Source organism: Sphingomonas sp. BL-S-28 (genome assembly GCF_055521515.1).
The window spans coordinates 3,451,569-3,471,789 of the sequence record NZ_CM145484.1 but is presented as its reverse complement, the minus strand read 5'-3'; the positions used below and the strand labels follow the sequence as shown (position 1 = coordinate 3,471,789).

Below are 20,221 nucleotides of genomic sequence, written 5' to 3'. Positions count from 1 at the left end.
GCCGGGCCCTTCGAGGATGAGCCGGGGGTCAGGGCCCCCGGGGTGAGGAAAAGTTAGAACTTGATAGAGCCGGAAATCGTGAAGACGCGGCCAAGGTCATAAGTGTTGTAGTCCACCCGGCCGTCTTCCATTTGCTGGTATTCCTGATGGCCACGGCCGGTGAGGTTGCGGCCTTCGAACTTCAGCTCGATTTCCTTGCTGTCGGACAGCTTGAAGCCCTGGCGGATCACCAGATCGATGGTCAGCCCGGGATTCTCGACCACGTCCGGCTGGCCGGAGTTGGCAAGCCCGCGGCTGACCGCGCGCTTGCTGGCGTAGTTGAACAGGATCGTCTGCTGCGAGAGGCCGTCGGTGTCCTCAAGCCCGATCTGCACGTTGCCGATATGCTTCGACTGGCCGGTCAGCGGCGCGCCGTTCGTGAAGTAGTCGGTGGCGAGCGAGGTGCCGGTGCCGGCGCCGTAGATGCGCACGGTATCGGTGTCGGAGACCTTCAGTTCGGACTTGGTGAAGGTGTAGTTGCCCACCAGCAGCAGGCGGCGCGTTTCGAAGAACTTGCCCATGCTATCGAGGGGCACGTACTTCTGCGCTTCCAGTTCGAAACCGTAGAGGTTCGCCCTGGGCGCGTTGGCGTAGGACGTGACGAACGTCTCGGTGCCGGTCAGGTACGATTCGATTGGATTGTTCAGCCGCTTGTAGAAGCCGCCCAAGGCAATGCGCTGTTCCGGCGCGAAGTACCATTCCCAGCGCGCTTCGGCATTGTAGAGCTGGCTGTCCACCAGGAACGGGTTGCCCTGATAGGTGCGGTTGGTGTCCGGATCGAAATAGGGTTGGTACAGCAGTTCGCGGAACTGCGGGCGGGCGATCGTCTTCGACGCGCTCGCACGCAGCTGCATGCCGGGCTGGATCTCGTACGTGAGGGTCAGCGCGGGCAGGAAGTACTCGTTCTTCAGGTCGGTCGCCTTGGTCGCCGGCTGGCCGATCGGGCGCAGGATCGTCGATTCCTTGGCATATTCCCAGCGCACGCCAAGGTCGAACGACAGGGCATCGGTAATCTGGCCATCGACCTTGCCGTAGAACGCGTGGTTCAGCAGGCGTGAGTCGAAGATCGCCGTGGAGGCATCCGGCTCACGCAGTTCGAGGCCGTAGTTGATGCCGTTGTCTGACAGGTACCAGGTGCCCGGCTGCAGCAGCACGTCAAGCCGCAGCAGGCCGAAGTTCGAGATCTGGGTCTGGTCGCCATTGGCGTAGATCGCGAAGGAACGGCGCGAGTTGGTGCGCGAGTTGATCTGGTAGGCATAGCCCACCGTACCCGTCCAGCCCGGCGCGAAAAGGTGGCTGACGTCGGCACCGGCCGACCAGACATCCTCGTTCAGGCGCGAGAAGGTGACAGTGGTCGGATCCTGGTTGCCGTTGCCCAGGCGGTTGACGAAATCGTCACCGTATTGGTCGGAAGCGGTGTTTGTGCGCAAGTACTCGGCGTTGATCTCGAACGGGGCGAGGCGCTTGGAGTTTGCGTAGCCGGCGCGCAAGTCGATCGTGGTGTTGTCGGCCGGCTTGAACTCGCCCACGAACTGGGTGTCGATCAGCTGGCGCTCGTACCACGCGGTGGTCTGCTCCATGTAATCGGCATTCGGGTTGTTTTCCCGCTTACCCAGGCGCAGGCCGGTGTGCTTGTCGGTGTCGTGGATGTAGACGTTGGTCCAGCGGATCGAGTTCTCGCCCCATTCCAGGCCGAGACCGAGCAGCGCATTGCCGACGATGCGGTTGTCGGTGTTGACCGCGGTAAAGTTCTCGAACAGCTGGTCCGGATCGGCGGTAACGCCTTGGGCGCGCTGCTGCGTGATCTGCTTGGTCTGCGTCTTGTTCGAATAGCCGGCGGCGGCGATCACGCCCAGCGTGGCTCCATCGAATTCGAACTTGGTGCCCGCGGAGAAATCGGCGGACCAGTTCGGCTGCGTGTGGTTGTCCTTCTGGACCACCGCGTTGCGGCTGTTCACCAGCAGCCCGCCCAATTGCTTGGCCAGCTCGCTGGTCGGGTTGATCACCTGATCGCTGTTGAAATAGGCCTGCAGGTCCGACGGTATCGACCTGTTGCCGTTGTCCCAGCCCGTCCAGTCCGTCTTCGAACCGTAGTAGGTATAGCTCAGCTGGTTGGTGCTCTCGGTATCCCAGCCGATGCCGCCGCCGAATTCGATGAAGCTTTCCGCCGGGATCGCCTTGGTCGTGAGGTTGATCACGCCGCCGCCGAATTCACCGGGGAAGTTGGCCGAATAGCTCTTCTGCACCATCGACGACGCGACGATGCTGGTGGGGAACAGGTCCAGCGGAACCACGCGCTTGAGCGGTTCGGGGCTGGGCAGGGGGGAGCCGTTGAGTAGGGCCAGCGAATAGCGATCGCCCAGGCCGCGCACGTAGACGTAACCATTGCCCACTACCGAAAGACCGGTGACGCGGCCCAGCGCGCCGGCAATGTCGCCTTCGCCGGTGCGGGCGATTTCCTCGCTGGAAAGGACCGAGATCACTTCCGGGGCGGTGCGCATGGCGTTGCGGCTGCGCTGGCCGGTCACGATGATGGCGCCACCGGGCACCGAAATCTCGGGCGCCGCAGGCTCCTCAGCGGCGTCAGCCGGCGGGGCGCTGTCGTCAGAAGCGGTAGAAGTGGTGCTGTCCTGCGCCCACGCCATGGCCGGCGTGAGGATCGACGTGGAAAGCAGCAGCAGCGAGGCGAGCCGCGGCTTGGTCATGATTGGTCCCCCTGGAACACGAATTTCATTTCTTGACCCTCGGTTCGGGCCCGAAGCGTGACAAAGGGGGAGCGGCCGCGATGGGCCGCCCCCCCGAAGTCACGGGCGGCCCGTTCAGGTGGTCGGCAGCGCGGTGCAGCTGGTGGCCGAACCGAACGCGGCAGTCGCGTTGTTGCAGGTCCAGCCCTTGTACCAGGTGTCCGAAGCGTCCTTGACGGCGCCGATGTAGGCGACGTTGTCGAAGTAGCTCGAAAGCGAGGTGATGCTGGCATAGGCCGGAACCGCCGCCTCGTTCGTGCCGTTGACGAAAGTGCTCGTCAGCGTCGAGGTGAAGGCGTCGTTGTTGTTCGTGCCTGCAGCGAACTGCGACTGGGTGTTGGTGGCGGTGTAGCTGCCCGAGCCCAGGTACTTGGCCGAGTTGCAGCTCATCACCACCGAATAGGCCTTCAGCGTCGCCGGCACGGTGCCGCTGCCGTTCAGGCGAAGGCATTCGTTGTTCGGCGTGTTGATGATGCCGTTGGCAAGGGTGACGTCGGCATTGCCGCGGATCAGCAGCGAAGCAAGGTCGTTGGCTTCGTTGTTCGAGCTGACGGCCGGCTGGACCATCGTGAAGTTCGCGATGTTGGTCTTCTGGCGCGGGAACTGGTCTTCGGCGCCGTTCGAGTCGGCTTCGACCATGGCATCGCCGCCGCCGCTGCGCTGGAGCAGCAGGACGTACTGGAAGTTGCCCTGCAGGCCGGTGTCGACGTCAAGGCTGTCATCGTCGGCGTTGACGGCGATGTAGTGCTTGAAGTTCACCGCGCCGCCGAAGAATTCGGCGCCGTCGTCCGAGCTGTTGACCGACTGGAAGTATTCCAGCGTGGTGCCGGTGCCGGTGCCTTCGGTAGTCAGCGACTGCAGCTCCTTGCCGTTGCTGAGCACGTAGCCCGAATAACGGATCTGCACGTACTTCATCGTGCCGGCGTTGTAGGTGTTGTCGCTGCCGCCGAAGACGGCCTTGTTGACCGCGCCTTCGGTGTCGCGTTCGCAAGTGGTGGAACCGCCGGCAACGGTCGGCGCCGCGCCGTAGTTGCAGTCCGTCACCTGGCCACGGCCGAGCAACACGACGCCGCCCCACTGGCCCTGCGAGCTGTCGTTGTTGGTGCCGACGACGTTGTCGCGGCTGGTGAAGATGATCGGCAGCGCGGCGGTGCCGGTGGCGTTGATCTTGTTGCCGCGGTTCACTGCGAGCCAGGCCGGTTCGGCGCCGTTTTCACCGTAGAGGATCACACCCGGATCGATCGTCAGCGTGACGTTGGTGTCGGCCGAGAGAACCTTGCTGTTGCAGCTGGCGGTGGTGGTGGTGAAGGTCGAAGTCGCGGTCGGAGCCGCGAAACCGCCGTCGCAGCCAACGTCGACGCGGCCGTTCAGGCGATAGAGCACGCCGGCAACCTTGGGCAAGCTGGAGCTGACGTCAACCAGCGCCGGCAGCGTGCAGACGCGCCAGGTGCCTTCCGGGCCGCTGATCGTGCCGCTGTTGGTCAGGCCGCCGGTGGCGTTGAAGCTGGGGCAGCTGGCTGCCGCGACGACGGTGCCCGAAGTCGGGGTCGGCGTCGGCGTGGGGGTCGGCGTCGGATTGTTGATCACGATGCTGCCCGCGCCAGGCGAGGAGATGTCGTCGGCGCCGCAACCGGCAAGTGCAAGAGCGCTGCAGCCGAGCAGCATCATGCCATGGATAGTCTTCACGTGATTTCCCCCGTTGGACAGGTCGGTACGAGACGGCGAGTCCGCCTTCGCTGTCAGGGGCGTCTAGGGGGAGGGGGTGACAGTTTGTTGGCGAAACCATGACAGAAATGTACGGTTTTATAACCGTAATATGACGAAACCCTGCGGCAGGGGTTCGCTCCATCGCTCGACTCGTCGGATCGCGGGCGGTTCACAGGTAAATTGCAGTTTTATGACACTCTCGTCATTTTCTTGCGGGCGGCGAAATTCCGGCGGATGTTGCAGGCAATCAACAGTATCTTGTCCGGGAGAAAAATCATGTCGCTCACCGCCGTATTCGCATCGGTCCTCCTTGCTCAGACGCCCGCCGCGCTGGCCGTGGACGTGCCTGCGCGCGATACCGTGGACGTGGCCTATCAGGACCTTTCCGCCGGCCGTGCCGAAGAGGCTCTACGCAAGCTGGAAGCGAACGGTGCCGCCCGGTCGAGCGACCCGGCAACGCTGATCAATCTGGCAGCCGCTTACGCCGCCATGGGCCGCAGCGATAAGGCTTTGCTGGCTTATCGCGCCGCCATCAACAGCCAGGATCGCTACGATCTGCAGCTTGCCGACGGCACTTGGGCCGACTCGCGCGATGCCGCGCGGATGGCCATGCAGAAGATGATGCGCGCCACCGCGCAGGCCTCACGCTGAGTGGCCGGCGGCGTCGGAAGATCACTTGTGGCCATAACCGGGCGGAATAGCGTATAAGGCCCCACCCCTGCGGTAGATCGGGCACCTGGATCGCTAGGTTGGCGGCACGCTGCCAGCCGTGTGATTGCGGCCGTCCTCTCCATTCGCGGAGGGGATGCGGCCTGTGTGCCGGACGGAGACAGGAGCCCCTTGCGCGGGGCAACAGGGAGATCGGGCAACCCGGTTGATTCCGGGATAGGTCGTCTCTTCGTCACACTTCTGTCATCTGGGTGGCGCACTGGGCCGTCATACGGAGGGCATGGTGATTCGACACACTCAGATTCGGACCCGCGCGATGCGGGGTCTTCTTTCGGTTTTTGCTGGTGTTTTCGGCACTCTGGGTGCCACTGCGGCACAGGCGCAGCAGGTGACGCGCTCCGATCCGGCCGGCTCCGGCCCGATTGTGGCGGCTCTTGGATGGCTGCAGGGCACGCTGCTGGGACATGTCGCCACCGCCGTTGCGGTGATGGCCGTCGCCGCCGTGGGCTTCATGATGCTGACCGGCCGCATGAACTGGCGCTTCGGCGCGACCGTCATCATCGGCTGCTTCGTGCTGTTCGGTGCGGGCGCGATCGTGTCCGGCATTCAGTCGGCAGCAGGCTGATGAGCCTCGCTCGCTTCCCGGTTCATCGCGCGCTCACCCGCCCGCAGATGTTCGCGGGGGTGACGTTCACGTTCTTCATCATCAACGGCCTGGTGACGACGGAAGCGTTCCTCATCACCAAAAGCTTCTGGGCTTTGCCGGTGGCGTTGCTGGTGCACGGCATCGGCTACGTCGCCTGCCTGCGTGAACCGAGAATCTTCGACCTCTGGCTCGCCAAGGTCAGCAAGTGCCCGCGCGTGCCGAACTGGCAGCGCTGGGGCTGCAACAGCTACTCGCCCTGAGTGGGCTACCCGGGGGAATGGGTACGATGTCGGCGAACAGGAAATCGGTGCTGAAGGGTTGGGGAGGCAAGGAAACGCTGGTCGGAGACCGGCTGCCCTACCAGTCTTTCGTCGACGAGAACGTCGTGCTGCTGCGCGACGGTTCGGTCATGCTCTCGCTCGTCGTGCCCGGCCTTGCGTTCGAGACGGCCGATAGCGAGGAACTGAACGCCCACGTCGCCACCCGCGAAGTGCTGCTGCGTTCCTCGCTCGATGCGCGGTTCGTGCTCTATCACCATGTGATCCGGCGCCGTGTCGAGATCGCGATGGACGGTCAGTTCGACGATCCGCTGGCCGCGCATATCGATGCGCGCTGGAAGGCGCGCACCGGATCGGGCGCGCTGTTCGTCAACGACCAGTTCATTACGCTCGTGCGCCGTCCTGCACGCGGCAAGGCGGGCTGGGCCGACCGTCTTTCCCGCTTCATGAGGAACAACGGAAAAGCGCCCGCCGAAGCCGATGTGTCCGACGTGCGTGCCCTGCGCGCGGCCGCGACGGCGATGGTGGCTTCGCTCGGCTCCTACGGCGCCCGCATCCTTGGCGATTACGAGGGCGGCGCGGGCAACTGTTCCGAAGTGCTGGAGCTGATCTCCGCGCTCTACAATGGCGAGATGCGCCCGGTGCGGCGCCCGGTAGAGGGCACCGACCTTGGCCACATGCTGCCCTATCGCCGCGTGAGCTTCGGCATGGACGCGCTGGAACTGCGCGGCGCCGAAGGCTCCAGCTTCGCCTCGCTGGTGAGCCTGAAGGACTATCCGGATTCGACTTCGCCCGGCCTGACCGACGCGCTGCTGCGCCTGCCGACAGAACTGGTTCTGACCGAGACTTATGCCCCGTGCGACCGCCAGATCGCCCGTGAGCGCATCGACCTTGCCATCCGCCGCCTGCGCTCGGCAGACGAAGAGGCGATGGCCGAACGCCGCGAAATGAGCGCCGCGCGCGATGCGCTGGGCACCGGCGCGGTCGGCTTCGGCGATCATCATCTTTCGGTGCTTGTCCGTGCGCCTTCACTGAAAGGGCTGGACGAAGTCACCGCCTCCTGCGCCGCCGCGCTGGCCGATGCCGGCGCCGTCGCCGTGCGCGAGGATGTGAACATGGAGCCCGGCTTCTGGGGCCAGTTCCCCGGAAACGAGGCCTACATCGTCCGGCGCGCGCTGATCTCCAGCGCCAACATGGCCTGTTTCGGCTCGCTCCACGGCTTCGCGATGGGGCAGGCGAGCGGCAACCACTGGGGCGATGCGGTGACACTGCTGGCCACCACCAGCTCGACACCGTTCTTCTTCAACTTCCACCAGGGCGATCTCGGTAACTTCACCGTCATCGGTCCGTCGGGTTCCGGCAAGACCGTGGTCATGAACTTCCTGGCCGCGCAGGCGCAGAAGTTCAGCCCCCGCACCGTGCTGTTCGACAAGGATCGCGGCGCCGAAGTGTTCCTGCGCGGCATCGGCGGCATGTACAGCCGCGTCGCCGCCGGGCACCCGACCGGGTTCAACCCGCTCTCGCTGCCCGACACTGCCGCCAACCGTGCGTTCCTGCGCGACTGGCTGGGCGTGCTGCTGGAAGCCAGGGGGCCGGAGGAACTGGCGACGATCGCAAGCGCGGTCGATGCGGCCTATCACAACGATCCCTCGCTGCGCCGCCTCTCGCACTTCCGCGAATTGCTGGCAGGCGCACGCCGTCCGGAGCCGGGCGACCTTGCGAGCCGTCTCGATGCGTGGATTCAGGGTGGCGAGCATGGCTGGCTGTTCGACAACCAGCAGGATCGGCTCGACCTTTCGGCCCGCGTGCTGGGCTTCGACATGACCGCGCTGCTGGAAAGCCCCCGCTTGCGCACGCCGGTCATGATGTACCTGTTCCACCGCATCGACGAGCGCCTTGACGGCGAGCCGACGATGATCCTCATCGACGAAGGCTGGAAGGCGCTGGACGACGAAGTCTTCGCCGCGCGCATTCGCGACTGGCTGAAGACGCTGCGCAAGCGCAACGCGCTGGTCGGTTTCGCCACCCAGTCCGCCCGCGACGCGCTGGACAGCAAGATCGCCACGGCACTGGTCGAACAGACCGCGACGATGGTTTTCATGCCCAACGCCCGCGCCCGGTACGAGGATTATTGCGAGGGCTTCGGCCTGTCGCAGCACGAGCTGGACGTCATCAAGACACTGCCCGCGCATTCGCGCTGCTTCCTGATCCGCCAGTCCGACGCCTCGGTCGTGGTCCGCCTCGACCTTTCGGGCATGCCCGAGGTGCTCACCGTGCTTTCGGGCCGCGAGAGCACCGTGCGCAAGCTCGACCAGCTGCGCGAGCGTTACGGCGACGAACCCTCGGCCTGGTATCCCGTGCTGACCGGCTTCCAATGGCCCGGAGAATTCGAAGACGGCGAGCATGACGAAGATGCCGCCTGGGGCCAGGCGGCGGAGTAGGGCGGATGAGCGCCGCCTGCGAACAGCTTACCGAACTGGCCTCCTCGGGCGTCGCACCGGCGCTGCGCGCGGTCGATTGCGTTTCCAACGAGATGGCGGCGGCTGCGTTCGGCCGCCTGTTCGGCGCCAACGGGGCGATGGCCCCGGTGCTGATCCTTGTCCTGACGCTCTATATCGCTTTCCTTGGCTTCTCGCTCCTTTCGGGCCGGTCGAGCCTGAGCGTATCGGCGCTGACGCCGCGCATGTTGACGATCGGCTTCGTGCTGACTTTCGCCACCAGCTGGATCGCCTACCAGAGCGTGGTCTGGAACCTCGCCATCGGCGGGCCGGACTGGATTGCGGGCGTGCTGATGGGCGCGAAAGGATCGGCCACGCAGATCTTCGGCGACCGGATAGACATCGTGTTCAATGCCATTGCCGAAGCCTCTCAGGCGGCCAGCGGGCAGGCGGCTGACGGCGCCGCACAGGCTGGAGCCGCCGGCGCTGCTGCCGGAACCGGTATCAAGGCTGCGGCATCGGCAGGCGGTGCAGGACTTTTCTCGCCCGACAGCGTGATGTGGATGGGCGCATTGATGCTGCTGCTCGGCACGGTGGGCGTGCTGCTGACCGCGCGGATCGCGCTGGGCGTGCTGGTGGCGCTGGGGCCGATCTTCGTCGTCATGGGCCTTTTCGGCGGCACGCGCGGATTGACCGCCGGCTGGCTGCGCGGCGTGGTGTTGACGGCGATTACCCCGCTGTTCGTCGTACTGGGCGGCGGGATCACGCTGGAGCTGCTGGTGCCCATCGTCTCCGCGCTGGTGCAAGGCGCGCAGATGGGCGAGATCGACGGGCGCGCCGCGATGGCGTTGTTCGTCGTTGCCGCCGTGCATCTGGCGCTGATGGGCATGGTGCTGAAGGTTGCGGGCACGCTGGTGTCCGGTTGGCGCGTCTTCGGGCTGGCCGACACGGAACGTTCGCGTGGGCGGAGCGATGGTGCCTCGCAGGCCACAACGCCGCCGCCGGCTTCGGTGCAGGTGCAGCCCTTCGTGCCGACGCAGGCGGCCTCCCGCGCACCGGCGGTTTCGGTCGCGAGCGCAGCGGCCATGGCGGCCGCCCCCTCGGGCGAAGGTGCTTCGGCAACCCATTCCAGCGAACGACGCACCGTGGTGACGCAAGTTTCGGGCGGCGGTCTGGAGCCGATGGGCCAGAGCGCGGCATCGCGCGCGCGCGGCATCGGCAGCCGGTTCCGCAGTGCTTCCAACGATAGCGGGCGCTCCGCGTCCGGACATACCGGCTCACGGCCGGCGAAGGAGAATTCGTGATGATCCGCCGCAAGGTTCTTGCCCTGGCTGCGACCGTTACCCCGGCGCTGGTGGCCATCGCCGCTCCCGCCCAGGCGGATGAGCGCCTTGTCAGCCACCTCTTTTCCGAGAATGAGGTCGTGCGGATCGACGGTCACGCCGGTGTTCAGGCGACGATCGCCTTCGGCAAGGGTGAATCGATCGAGAACGTGGCGGTGGGCGATTCCCAGACCTGGCAAATCACCCCGAACAAGCGGGCGGACCTGCTGTTCGTGAAGCCGCTGGAGCCGTCCGCGCGCACCAACATGACGGTGGTGACCAACCGCCACACCTATTTCTTCGATCTTGTCGCCTCGTCCAAGGCGCGGCCGCTCTACATGCTGCGCTTCACCTACAAGGACGAGCCAGCGGCGGCGCCCAATGCGGTTCCCGCGGGGGCGGCGCTGGCTTCGCTGGACGCGTCGGAGCGGGCGATTGCAGAGGGCGATCCGCTGGCCATGCCGTCGGATGCGGCAGCACTGAATTTCTCCTGGAAGACGGCCGGCGCGCCCAAGCTGCTGCCGGCGCGGGTCTATGACGATGGCCTGTCCACGTACCTCCTCTGGCCCGAAAACACCGCCGTTCCCGCCATCCTCGTGCAGAACGAGAAGGGCGAGGAAGGCCCGGTGAACTATGCCGTGCGCGGCCAGACCATCGTCGTGGCCGAAGTGCCCCGGCTGATCATCCTGCGCTCGGGCAAGGCCAGCGCCACGCTGGAGAACAACCGCCCGGCCGGCGCCGCTGCCGCCAGCCCGGCGCCTGCCGTCGCGCCGCCGCCGGCCGCCGTTGCGGCCAATACGGTCGGCACCGCTCCCGCCGCTGCTGCTTCACAGGGGAACTGACACATGGCGCCCAACTCATCGCTGCGTGAACGGATCGCACCCGCCGCCGCTACCGACCCGCGCGACGGGCAGGGCGCTGAGGTTATCGACCTTACCACCCGCAATGTCCTGCCGCAGGTTACCCAGCGCAAGAAGGCGGACGGTCTGGGCCTTGCCGCCGGCATCGTCTTCGTGATGGCGCTGGGCGGGCTGACGCTCTGGACCATGGATTCGTCCCGCAACGAGTCGGCCGCCAACCTCCAGCCCGCGCCGCAGCCGGCAGCGGCCCCGGCGGTCCCAGCTGCCGCGATCACCGCGCCGCAACAGGCTCCGCAACCCGAAGCGAGCCCCACGCCGCTGCCCGCGCCCGCGCCGGCGCCGGTTCTGGCGGCGGCCCCCGGCACGGCGGCGGCGCCTGCGGCCAATCCCTATGCCAGCCCCACCGTGGTCTTCGATGTCGGCGGCGCCACCGGCGTGGCCCCGCTGGTGGGTCCAGCGGGCGAGGCCAAGGCGAGCGGCAATGGCAACGACGATTTCGCCGCCCGCATCGGCGGCACCGGCTCCACCGCGGCGGCCACGCGCAATTTCGATCCGGCCACCACGGTCACGCAGGGCACCTTGATCCCCGCGGTGCTGGAAACCGCGATCGATACCGACGTGCCCGGCTATGTGCGCGCCATCGTTTCGGCCGACGTGCGCAGCTTTGACGGCAAGCGCGTGCTGATCCCGCGCTCCTCGCGCCTGATCGGCCAATACAAGAGCGGCCTCACCGCCGGGCAAAAGCGCGCCTATGTGATCTGGAGCCGCCTGATCCGTCCGGACGGGGTTTCGGTGAACCTCGGCTCCCCCGCCATCGCCTTCGGCGGCGAGACGGGCCTGCCGGGCAAGGTGAACACGCACTTCTTCGAACGCTTCGGATCGGCCATGCTGCTTTCGGTCGTCGGCGGCCTTTCCACCATCGCATCCAGCGGGGCGAGCGTGGTGGTCGGCGGCGGCCAGTCGGCAGCGGCGGCGGCGATCCAGCAGAGCGGCAGCGTCGGCCCGACGATCCGCGTGCGGCAAGGCGAACCGATCCGCGTGTTCACCGCCAAGGACCTCGATTTCAGCCAGGCCCAGTGAGACGATGGCGGACGTTCTTTCCCTGCAAGGCGGGCCGGCGGGCACGCCGGTGAGTGATGGCGAGCAACAGCAGGGTGCGGCGCGCAGCGTCTACCTCGACGCCTATCTCGCGCCGCTGCGTCCCTGGCTCGACAAGGAGACGGTGACCGAAATCCTCGTCAATCGGCCGGGTGAGATCTGGATCGAGGATGCCGCGCTTTCAGGCATGCAGCGCGTGGCGCTGCCCACGCTGGACAACCGGCTGCTGCAGCGCCTTGCCGAGCAGGTGGCGCGGATCAGCCATCAGGGCATCAACCGCGAACACCCGCTGCTCTCCGCCACGCTGTCCGGTTATGGAGGCCAGAACGGGGGGCATAATGGAGGTGGCGCGCGTATCCAGCTGGTCGGCCCGCCGGCCACGCGTTCGGATTGGGCGATGGCGATCCGTCGGCATCGCCTGCTTGAACTGCCGCTGGACGCTTACGATCGCGGGCCGATCACACCGCCGGTGGAAGAGCCGACGCCCGATCCGATGGCCGAACCCATCGCCTTTCTGCGCGATGCCATTCGCCGACGCCGCACGATCCTGATTTCGGGCGGCACTTCGACCGGAAAGACCACCTTCCTCAATGCCATGCTGGGCGAAATCCCGGTGCAGGAACGTGTGGTGCTGGTGGAGGATACCGCCGAACTGCACTTGCCCGGCGCCAACGGCGTGGGCCTGATCGCGGTGAAGGGCGAACTGGGCGAGGCCAAGGTTTCCGCCAACGATCTGCTTCAGGCCGCGCTGCGCCTGCGTCCGGACCGTATCGTGCTGGGCGAATTGCGCGGCAGCGAGACCGTGTCCTTCCTCCGCGCGATCAACACCGGCCATCCCGGCTCGTTCTCGACCGTTCACGCCAATACGCCGCGCGGTGCGCTGGAGCAGATCGCGCTGATGTCTATGCAGACCGGGATCGGGCTGACCCGCGCGGAAACGCTGGAATATGCAGCATCGGTGATCGACATCGTCGTGCAGCTGGACCGCCGGGACGGCAAGCGCGGGATCAGCCAGATTGCCGAGAGCGCGACGCTGGTAGGGTAGAAGAAAAGGGATTCTGGGGGAGGGGGGAGGTCCTGAGCTTCGCCCAAGGGCTCCAAGTTTTATCCCTGTTCCCTAATCGACGATGGCCAGTCCCGCCGGATCGCGGACCTGACAATCCAGCCCCAGCCAGTCGGCCAGCGCCTTGTGATCCTTGGCCACGCCGGGGCTGTAGAGCGGGCGCATCGCTTCGGACAGGGTCAGCATCAGCGTACCGTTCTCGATCCGGATCGAGGTTTGCGACAGGCCGCTCTCGGAGCAGCCGGTCAGGCGGCGGCACAGGCGCACGGCAAGGCCCCAGCCAATCGCGCGGTCCAGATCTTCCTTGGAGGCGAGGCGGGCGAAGGCATCGGGTACTTCGGTCTGGCCGGAATTGGCGAAGACGGTCATCGCCATCATCGCGCGGCCATGCATGTCCAGCCCGATCCAGCGCTTGCGCAGGGCCCAGGTCATCGCCTCCTCGGTGCGCAGGTTCGGCTCGGTCCGCATGGCGGCCAGGGCGAGCAGGCCCGAGGCTTCGCGGAGTTGGCGATCCTGCGGCTCTTCGCGGCAAACCGGGGCGGTCCAGCGGGCGACGGCGACGGCATCGTCAGCCGTGACCCGCGCGCTGGCGGAGAAGCCGGCGACGCTGGCCAGCATCGGGTCTTCCGCCTGCACATCGGCATCGAGCTGGGCGTGGAGCAGGCCTTCGCGCAGACCCCAGGAGGAGAACACCAGCTTGGACGGCTTGATGCGGGTGATCACCTCCACCATCAGCGCTGCCGCATCGGGTAGCGAGGCGAGGCGGGAGGCCGAGATACGTCCATCGATCTCGCCCAGCTTGCCCTTGGCGAAATCGCGGGCAAGGTGCAGCGCTTCGGAGGCTGGCAGTTCGAAGCCGTGCGGATCGTCCACCGGCCAGTCGAGCACGCGCATCGCCTGCAGCGCCAGCGCGCGCCACGATCCGCCGACGATGTAGAGCGGCAGGCCGCGGCCCTGTTCCCATCCCGCGCGCGTCAGCCCGTCGCGCACCGTTTCGGAGAATTCGGTCACGCCTTCGGCCCGCAAGTCGGGCAGGCGCAGGGTGCCGAAGGGCAGGGTGATGCCGTGCCAGCTTTCGCCGTCGGCAATCTCGACGAGTTCGAGGCTACCGCCGCCAAGATCGGCGGCGACGCCGCGTGCGCCGGGGAAGGCGGCGATCACGCCGGTAGCGCTGGCGCGGGCTTCCTCTTCACCGGTGAGGAGGCGCGGCTTCAGGCCCAGCGCGCGCACCGCGTCCAGGAATTCCGGCCCGTTGGTGGCGTCGCGCGCGGCGGCAGTGGCCACGCATTCGACGTTCTTCACCTCGAACAGCCGCAGCAACCCGGCGAAGCGGCCAAGTGCAACCAGGGCGCTGCGCATCGCCTTGTCGGCAATCGCCCCGGTCTTGCCGAGATCGCGGCCAAGGCGCGCGCTGACTTTTTCATTGAGCACGACAACGGGCGCACGGGGTGGCCCGTTGTAGATCACCAGACGCACGGTGTTCGAACCGATGTCGATGATCGCGCGCTTTTCGCTCCTGAGGCTAATGCCGATCATAAGAAAACCAGGCTGATGCCGATCATAGGGGGTCTTTGGTCGATTGCCTCTCGGCCCGAGACTCGGGCGGTACGCCCCCTTATGTCAGATGTTGCCGCGTCTTAGCGAGAGCTTTGGCACCTTCCGTCCACTGGCAAGCGACGCACCGCGCCCGGAGAGCGACGGGTTGGTCATGAAATAGCGGTGGAGATTGAAGGGGTTGTCCACTTCGCCCACCCGGTCGTAGCTGCCGTCCGGATGCAGCACCCAAGATTGTTCGGTGTCCAGCAGATTGGCCAGCATCACCTGATCCAGCACCTGATCGTGCACGGTCTTGTTGGTGATCGGCACCATGACCTCGACGCGGCGGTCCAGATTGCGGCTCATCGCGTCGGCAGAGGTGATGTAGACCTTGGCCTTGCGGTTGGGCAGTTCGGAACCGTTGGCAAAGGCCCAGATGCGGCAGTGTTCGAGGAAGCGGCCGATCACCGACTTCACGGTGATGTTCTCCGACAGCCCGGTGATGCCGGGGCGCAGGCAGCAGATGCCGCGCACCACCAGTTCGATGTCCACGCCCGCCTCGCTGGCGGCATAGAGCTTGTCGATCAGGTCCGGGTCGGTCAGCGAGTTCATCTTCGCCCAGATCTGCGCGGGTTTGCCGGCGCGGGCATTGGCGATCTCGCCCTCGATATTCGCATAGAGGGTGGAGCGCAGCGAGATGGGGGAGATCGACAGGCACTCGGTGCCCTTGGGCTCGACATAACCGGTGATGAAGTTGAAGAGGCGGCCGACATCGCGCCCCATCGCCGGATCGGCGGTGAAGTAGGACAAGTCGGTATAGATGCGCGCGGTGACCGGGTGATAGTTGCCGGTGCCGAAGTGGCAGTAGGTACGATAACCGTCCCCTTCGCGCCGCACGATCATCGATGTCTTGGCGTGGGTCTTCCAGTCGACGAAGCCGTAGATCACCTGAACGCCCGCGCGTTCCAGCTGGCTGGCCCAGAGCAGGTTCTGCTCCTCGTCGAAGCGGGCCTTGAGTTCGACCACCGCCGTTACCGACTTGCCCTGCTCTGCCGCGCCGATGAGGGCGGAGATGATCGCGGATTGCTTGCCGGCGCGGTAGAGCGTCTGCTTGATCGCGATCACGTCCGGATCGCGCGCGGCCTGACGCAGGAAGTCGATCACCACCTCGAAGCTTTCGTAGGGGTGCTGGACGACGATGTCTTTCTCGCGGATCGCCGCGAAGATGTCTCCGTCGTGCTCCAGAATGCGTTCGGGATAGCGCGGGGTATAGGGCTCGAACTTCAGTTCGGGGCGATCCTCGTCGCAGATCGTCGACAGGCCGGAGAAGCCGATCAACCCCTCGGTCTTCATGATCAGCGCCTTGTCGAGGCCAAGCTGGTTGCGCAGCAGTTCTTCCGCGGCCGGGTCGAACTTGCCCTGCAGCTGCAGCACGATGACCAGGCCGCGGCGGCGGCGCTGGATCGCGGTGCGGTAGTAACGCACCAGATCCTCGGCATCTTCCTCGATCTCGATATCGCTGTCGCGCAGGATGCGGAACACGCCGTGGCCGTGGGGCACGAAGCCGGGGAACAGCTCGTCCACATTGCGGCAGATCAGGTCCTCCATGGAGATCCACGCCGCTTCCTCGCCCGGAATGCGCACGAAACGCGGCAGCGGGGCGGGGATCAGCACCATTTCCATGACCGGGGCGTCGTCCGCCACGCGGGTCAGCGAGAACAGGATGCCGATGCCCTGGTTGGCCACGAAGGGGAACGGGTGCGCCGGGTCGATCGCCTGCGGGGTGATGACCGGCATCACGTGTTCGAGGAAATAGTTGCGCAGCCAGTCCTGCCGCTCCGCATCCAGCGGTTCCTCGCCCACCACGCGGATGCCTTCCTCGGCCAGCTGGACTTTCAGGCCCGCCCAGGTTTCCTGCTGGATGGCTTCGAGTTCAAGCACCTTTTCGTGGGTGACGGCGATCGCTTGCGACGGGGTGAGGCCGTCGATCGAGATTTCCTCGATCTGGCGGCGCACCTGCCCGGCGATGCCGGCGACGCGCACCATCAGGAATTCGTCGATATTGCTGCCCGAAATCGACAGGAAGCGCAGCCGTTCCAGCAGCGGATAATTGGGATTGGTCGCTTCGGCCAGCACACGCTCGTTGAAGGCCAGCCAGCTCTGCTCGCGGTTGAAGTAGCGATTGGGCAGCGTGGCGACATCGGTCACCGGGCTGTTTTCACCGGCGGGCGTGTCTTCGTGAATGTCCAGCATGTCCTACGTCTTCATATGAGCGAGTGGGGGAGAGTTCCGCACGAACCTTCGTTGGACCCCCTTGCATGCCACGATGACAGTTTTGCTGCAATCGTGACGGTGTTTCGCGCAATCTATCAAGTTCTGGATGCAAGACCAATGGAAGATCATTGCAGTGCAGCATAGATTCGCGCACAGTCATGGCCGATGATCAAGGCGGCTCTCCACCATCTCACGCGCTACCGTTATTCCCGGCGGGTGCGCCTCGGTCCCCAAATCATACGGCTGCGCCCGGCACCGCACAGTCGCACGGCGGTCCCCAACTATTCGCTGAAGATCAGCCCGTCGGAGCATTTCCTGAACTGGCAGCAGGATCCGCACGGCAACTGGCAGGCGCGGGTGGTGTTTCCCGATCCGGTCGATCACTTCTCCATCGAGGTGGATCTTCTGGCGGAACTCGCCGTCATCAACCCGTTCGACTTCTTCGTGGAGCCGGAGGCCGAGACTTATCCTTTCGCCTATTCGGACGCGATGCAATCCGATCTGGCCGCCTATTTCGAACTGGAGGATCAGGGCCCGCTGTTCGAGGCGCTGGTGGCCGAACACGCCGGATACGAAGGGCGCACGGTCGATTTCCTGGTCGATATCAACAGCAGGCTGCAACAGCGCATCGGCTATGTGATCCGCATGGAAACCGGGGTGATGACCCCGGAAGAAACGCTGCAGGCCGGCATCGGGTCATGCCGCGATTCGGCCTGGCTGCTGGTGCAACTGCTGCGCCGGCTGGGCTTCGCTGCGCGGTTCGTTTCGGGCTATTCGATCCAGCTTGTCGCCGACGTCACCCCCAAGGAAGGCCCCAAGGGCGTGCTGGAGGATGTGACCGACCTCCACGCCTGGGCAGAGGCTTACGTGCCCGGCGCCGGCTGGATCGCACTGGACGCCACTTCCGGCATGTTCGCGGGGGAAGGGCATATCCCGCTTTGTGCTGCACCGCACTATCGCTCCGCCACGCCAATCGAGGGCATGGCGGAGCCGGCCGAAGTCGATTTCGAGTTCGAGATGAGCGTCTCCCGCATTGCCGAAGCGGTGCGGATCACCAAGCCCTTTACCGAGGATCGCTGGCAGGCGCTGCTGGAACTGGGCGACCGGGTGGACGCCGATCTCGACGCGGCGGGCGCGAACCTGACGATGGGCGGCGAGCCGACCTTCATTGCCGATGACGATTTCGAGGCGCCCGAATGGAACGGGGCGGCAGTCGGCCCCACCAAGGCGGCCTATGCGGATCGGCTGATCCGGCTGCTGCGCCAGAAATTCGCGCCCGGATCGCTGCTGCATCACGGGCAGGGCAAATGGTATCCGGGCGAGACGCTGCCGCGCTGGGGCTATTCGATCTACTGGCGCAAGGACGGTGTGCCGATCTGGCGTGACGACAACTTGATTGCCGGTGAAAAGCCGCTGGAAAAGGGTGGCGATCCCGATCCGGTGCCCAGTATCGATCCCACCGCCGCCGAGGACTTGCTGCGCGATGCGGCAGGGGTGCTGGGGCTGGACGACGACTTCGTGCAGCCGGTGTTCGAGGACAAGAGCTGGTGGGCCTTTCGTGAGGCGGAGCTGCCGGTCAACGCCACGCCCGAAGAGTCGCATCTGGACGATGAGGAACTGGCCCGCCGGTTCCGCCGCACTTACCGGCGCGGGCTGGAGCGGCCGACCGGGTTCGTGCTGCCGGTGCAGCGCTGGAACGCTTCCGTCCAGCAGGCGCCGCGCTGGAAGAGCGAAGTCTGGCAGGTGCGGCGCGGGATCCTGACTGCCGTTTCCGGCGATTCAGCGCTGGGCTACCGGCTGCCGCTGGGATCGCTGCCTTATGTGCCGCCATCGGATTATCCTTATATCCACCCGCGCGACACCGCCGAACCGCGCGAGCCGCTGGCCGATTATCGCGAGCAGGCGCCTGCGCCGGGCACGCAGGCGCGGCTTGCCGCCGGCAGCGAGGCGCAGCGGGTGGAACTTGTCGCCCAACCTCAGGTCGGATCGGCGGGTGAGCGCGTGGAGCAGCACTTGATCGAAGGCGCGGTGCGTACGGCGGTGACCGTTGAGCCGCGCGGAGACTATCTGGCGGTGTTCATCCCGCCCACCGAGCGTCTGGAAGATTATCTCGAACTCGTCGCCGCGATCGAGGCGGTGGCGGAAAAGCAGCGTATTCCGGTACGGATAGAGGGCTATCCGCCGCCGCCCGATCCCCGCCTGCAAGTGCTGAAGGTCACCCCCGATCCCGGCGTGATCGAAGTGAACATCCACCCCTCCGCCTCATGGCGCGAAACCGTGGAGATCACCGAGACGCTTTACGATGCGGCGCGCGAAGTGGGGCTTACGGCGGACAAGTTCATGGTCGATGGCCGCTCGATCGGCACCGGCGGGGGCAATCATATCGTGCTGGGCGGGCCCAGCCTGCTGGAAAGCCCGTTCATTCGCCGGGCGGACCTGCTGAAAAGCTTCGTCACGTACTGGCAGCGGCATCCCTCGCTCAGCTATTTGTTCTCCGGGCTGTTCATCGGCCCGACCAGTCAGGCCCCGCGCATCGATGAGGCGCGGCACGACGCGCTCTACGAGCTGGAGATTGCGCTCTCGCAAGTTGCGGGGCCCGAGCATGACCAGCCCGCGCCTTGGGTGGTGGACCGCCTGTTCCGCAACTTGCTGGTGGACGTGACGGGCAATACGCACCGCACCGAAATCTGCATCGATAAGCTGTTCAGCCCCGATGGGCCGACCGGCCGCCTCGGCCTTGTCGAGTTCCGCGGCTTCGAGATGCCGCCGGATGCCAAGATGAGCCTGGCCCAGCAACTGCTGCTGCGCGCGCTCACCGCGTGGTTCTGGAAGGAGCCGCAGGGTGGCGGGCTGGTGCGCTGGGGCACGCAACTGCACGACAAGTTCATGCTTGGCCACTTCGTCTGGGCGGATTTTCTGGACGTGCTCGCCGATCTGGGCCGCGCGGGATACCACTTCGATCCCGCGTGGTTCGAGGCGCAGCGCATGTTCCGCTTCCCCGTCCATGGCGAAGTCGAGGGCGGGGGCGTCGCGCTGGAGATCAGCCATGCGCTGGAGCCATGGAACGTGCTGGGTGAAACCGGCGCGATCGGCGGCACCGTGCGTTATGTCGACAGTTCGACCGAGCGTTTGCAGATCAGGGCCAGCGGGCTGGTCTCAGGCCGCCATGTCATCTCCTGCAACGGCCGGCGTGTGCCGCTGACGATGACCGGCCCTTCCGAAGGCGTCGGTGGTGTGCGCTACAAGGCCTGGGCCCCGGCCGAGTGTCTTCACCCCATGCTGGCCGCCAATGCGCCGTTGACGTTCGATATCATGGACTTGTGGAACGGCCGTTCGCTGGGCGGCTGCGTCTATCACGTCGCCCATCCGGGCGGCCGCCATTACGACGATGTGCCGATCAACGGTTACGAGGCTGAGGCGCGGCGCAAGGCGCGGTTCCAGCCCCACGGTCATTCGCCGGGGCCGATGCAGACCCCGCCCGAAGAAGTTCCGGGTGAATTTCCTTATTCGCTCGACTTGCGGCGCCCAACGGGCACAATCTGATGCC

Annotated in this window: 13 protein-coding genes; 9 read left to right on the top strand and 4 right to left on the bottom strand. The window is 65.9% G+C overall.

Annotated elements, in window-relative coordinates:
• Nucleotides 1-53: 53 nt before the first annotated feature.
• Together ACZ1JC_RS24895 and ACZ1JC_RS24890 are read right to left on the bottom strand one after the other, a co-directional pair.
• Nucleotides 54-2,744, bottom strand: coding sequence for a TonB-dependent receptor domain-containing protein (locus tag ACZ1JC_RS24895; protein ID WP_465137617.1), 2,691 nt, complete (start codon nt 2,742-2,744; stop codon nt 54-56).
• A 114-nt stretch (nt 2,745-2,858) separates the two neighbouring features.
• Entirely contained in the window at nt 2,859-4,469 is a 1,611-nt protein-coding gene (locus ACZ1JC_RS24890; RefSeq protein ID WP_465137618.1) for a hypothetical protein, read from the bottom strand.
• A gap of 297 nt (nt 4,470-4,766) precedes the next feature.
• Here ACZ1JC_RS24890 and ACZ1JC_RS24885 point away from each other — a divergent pair, with 297 nt between their 5' ends.
• From ACZ1JC_RS24885 to virB11, 8 genes are all read left to right on the top strand, one after another.
• The gene (locus ACZ1JC_RS24885) at nt 4,767-5,141 is read left to right on the top strand and encodes a hypothetical protein (protein ID WP_465137619.1); all 375 of its coding nucleotides are present in this window, start codon (nt 4,767-4,769) and stop codon (nt 5,139-5,141) included.
• Nucleotides 5,142-5,475: 334 nt separating this feature from the next.
• Nucleotides 5,476-5,784: a TrbC/VirB2 family protein gene (locus ACZ1JC_RS24880; protein WP_465137620.1), complete on the top strand. Its 309-nt coding sequence runs from the start codon at nt 5,476-5,478 to the stop codon at nt 5,782-5,784.
• The gene (locus tag ACZ1JC_RS24875; protein ID WP_142632556.1) at nt 5,784-6,065 is read left to right on the top strand and encodes a VirB3 family type IV secretion system protein; all 282 of its coding nucleotides are present in this window, start codon (nt 5,784-5,786) and stop codon (nt 6,063-6,065) included. Before ACZ1JC_RS24880 ends, ACZ1JC_RS24875 begins: the two co-directional genes overlap by 1 nt.
• Nucleotides 6,066-6,091: 26 nt before the next feature.
• Nucleotides 6,092-8,524 carry a VirB4 family type IV secretion/conjugal transfer ATPase gene (locus ACZ1JC_RS24870; protein WP_465137621.1) on the top strand — a complete coding sequence of 811 codons (2,433 nt, stop codon included), beginning with the start codon at nt 6,092-6,094 and terminating at the stop codon, nt 8,522-8,524.
• 5 nt (nt 8,525-8,529) lie between these two features.
• Nucleotides 8,530-9,825 carry a TrbL/VirB6 family protein gene (locus tag ACZ1JC_RS24865; protein ID WP_465137622.1) on the top strand — a complete coding sequence of 432 codons (1,296 nt, stop codon included), beginning with the start codon at nt 8,530-8,532 and terminating at the stop codon, nt 9,823-9,825.
• Nucleotides 9,825-10,685 (top strand): TrbG/VirB9 family P-type conjugative transfer protein, encoded by an 861-nt coding sequence (locus ACZ1JC_RS24860; protein ID WP_465137623.1) that lies wholly within the window; start codon nt 9,825-9,827, stop codon nt 10,683-10,685. The genes ACZ1JC_RS24865 and ACZ1JC_RS24860 overlap by 1 nt, the downstream gene beginning before the upstream one ends.
• A gap of 3 nt (nt 10,686-10,688) precedes the next feature.
• Nucleotides 10,689-11,783, top strand: coding sequence for a TrbI/VirB10 family protein (locus ACZ1JC_RS24855; protein ID WP_465137624.1), 1,095 nt, complete (start codon nt 10,689-10,691; stop codon nt 11,781-11,783).
• Between the two features lie 4 nt (nt 11,784-11,787).
• A complete protein-coding gene (gene virB11 / locus ACZ1JC_RS24850; protein WP_465137625.1) occupies nt 11,788-12,846 on the top strand; it encodes a P-type DNA transfer ATPase VirB11 in 1,059 nt (352 codons plus the stop codon).
• Between the two features lie 72 nt (nt 12,847-12,918).
• Here virB11 and ACZ1JC_RS24845 read toward each other — a convergent pair whose 3' ends face one another.
• Both ACZ1JC_RS24845 and ACZ1JC_RS24840 read right to left on the bottom strand, forming a co-directional pair.
• Complete coding sequence (locus ACZ1JC_RS24845; RefSeq protein ID WP_465137626.1) at nt 12,919-14,400, bottom strand: Ppx/GppA phosphatase family protein; 1,482 nt, start codon at nt 14,398-14,400, stop codon at nt 12,919-12,921.
• Between the two features lie 84 nt (nt 14,401-14,484).
• Nucleotides 14,485-16,653, bottom strand: a complete 2,169-nt coding sequence (locus ACZ1JC_RS24840) for an RNA degradosome polyphosphate kinase (RefSeq protein ID WP_465137627.1) — start codon at nt 16,651-16,653, stop codon at nt 14,485-14,487.
• 186 nt (nt 16,654-16,839) lie between these two features.
• Here ACZ1JC_RS24840 and ACZ1JC_RS24835 point away from each other — a divergent pair, with 186 nt between their 5' ends.
• Complete coding sequence (locus ACZ1JC_RS24835) at nt 16,840-20,217, top strand: transglutaminase family protein (RefSeq protein ID WP_465137628.1); 3,378 nt, start codon at nt 16,840-16,842, stop codon at nt 20,215-20,217.
• Nucleotides 20,218-20,221 lie beyond the last annotated feature (4 nt).

Excerpts from the sequence above, each read along its gene's own strand:
- ACZ1JC_RS24845 (WP_465137626.1), bottom strand. The coding sequence starts at position 14,400 with ATGATCGGCATTAGCCTCAGGAGCGAAAAGCGCGCGATCATCGACATC.
- ACZ1JC_RS24865 (WP_465137622.1), top strand. The coding sequence starts at position 8,530 with ATGAGCGCCGCCTGCGAACAGCTTACCGAACTGGCCTCCTCGGGCGTC.
- ACZ1JC_RS24835 (WP_465137628.1), top strand. The coding sequence starts at position 16,840 with ATGATCAAGGCGGCTCTCCACCATCTCACGCGCTACCGTTATTCCCGG.
- ACZ1JC_RS24895 (WP_465137617.1), bottom strand. The coding sequence starts at position 2,744 with ATGACCAAGCCGCGGCTCGCCTCGCTGCTGCTGCTTTCCACGTCGATC.
- ACZ1JC_RS24885 (WP_465137619.1), top strand. The coding sequence starts at position 4,767 with ATGTCGCTCACCGCCGTATTCGCATCGGTCCTCCTTGCTCAGACGCCC.
- ACZ1JC_RS24860 (WP_465137623.1), top strand. The coding sequence starts at position 9,825 with ATGATCCGCCGCAAGGTTCTTGCCCTGGCTGCGACCGTTACCCCGGCG.
- ACZ1JC_RS24870 (WP_465137621.1), top strand. The coding sequence starts at position 6,092 with ATGTCGGCGAACAGGAAATCGGTGCTGAAGGGTTGGGGAGGCAAGGAA.
- ACZ1JC_RS24855 (WP_465137624.1), top strand. The coding sequence starts at position 10,689 with ATGGCGCCCAACTCATCGCTGCGTGAACGGATCGCACCCGCCGCCGCT.
- ACZ1JC_RS24840 (WP_465137627.1), bottom strand. The coding sequence starts at position 16,653 with ATGCTGGACATTCACGAAGACACGCCCGCCGGTGAAAACAGCCCGGTG.
- ACZ1JC_RS24880 (WP_465137620.1), top strand. The coding sequence starts at position 5,476 with ATGCGGGGTCTTCTTTCGGTTTTTGCTGGTGTTTTCGGCACTCTGGGT.
- ACZ1JC_RS24875 (WP_142632556.1), top strand. The coding sequence starts at position 5,784 with ATGAGCCTCGCTCGCTTCCCGGTTCATCGCGCGCTCACCCGCCCGCAG.
- virB11 (WP_465137625.1), top strand. The coding sequence starts at position 11,788 with ATGGCGGACGTTCTTTCCCTGCAAGGCGGGCCGGCGGGCACGCCGGTG.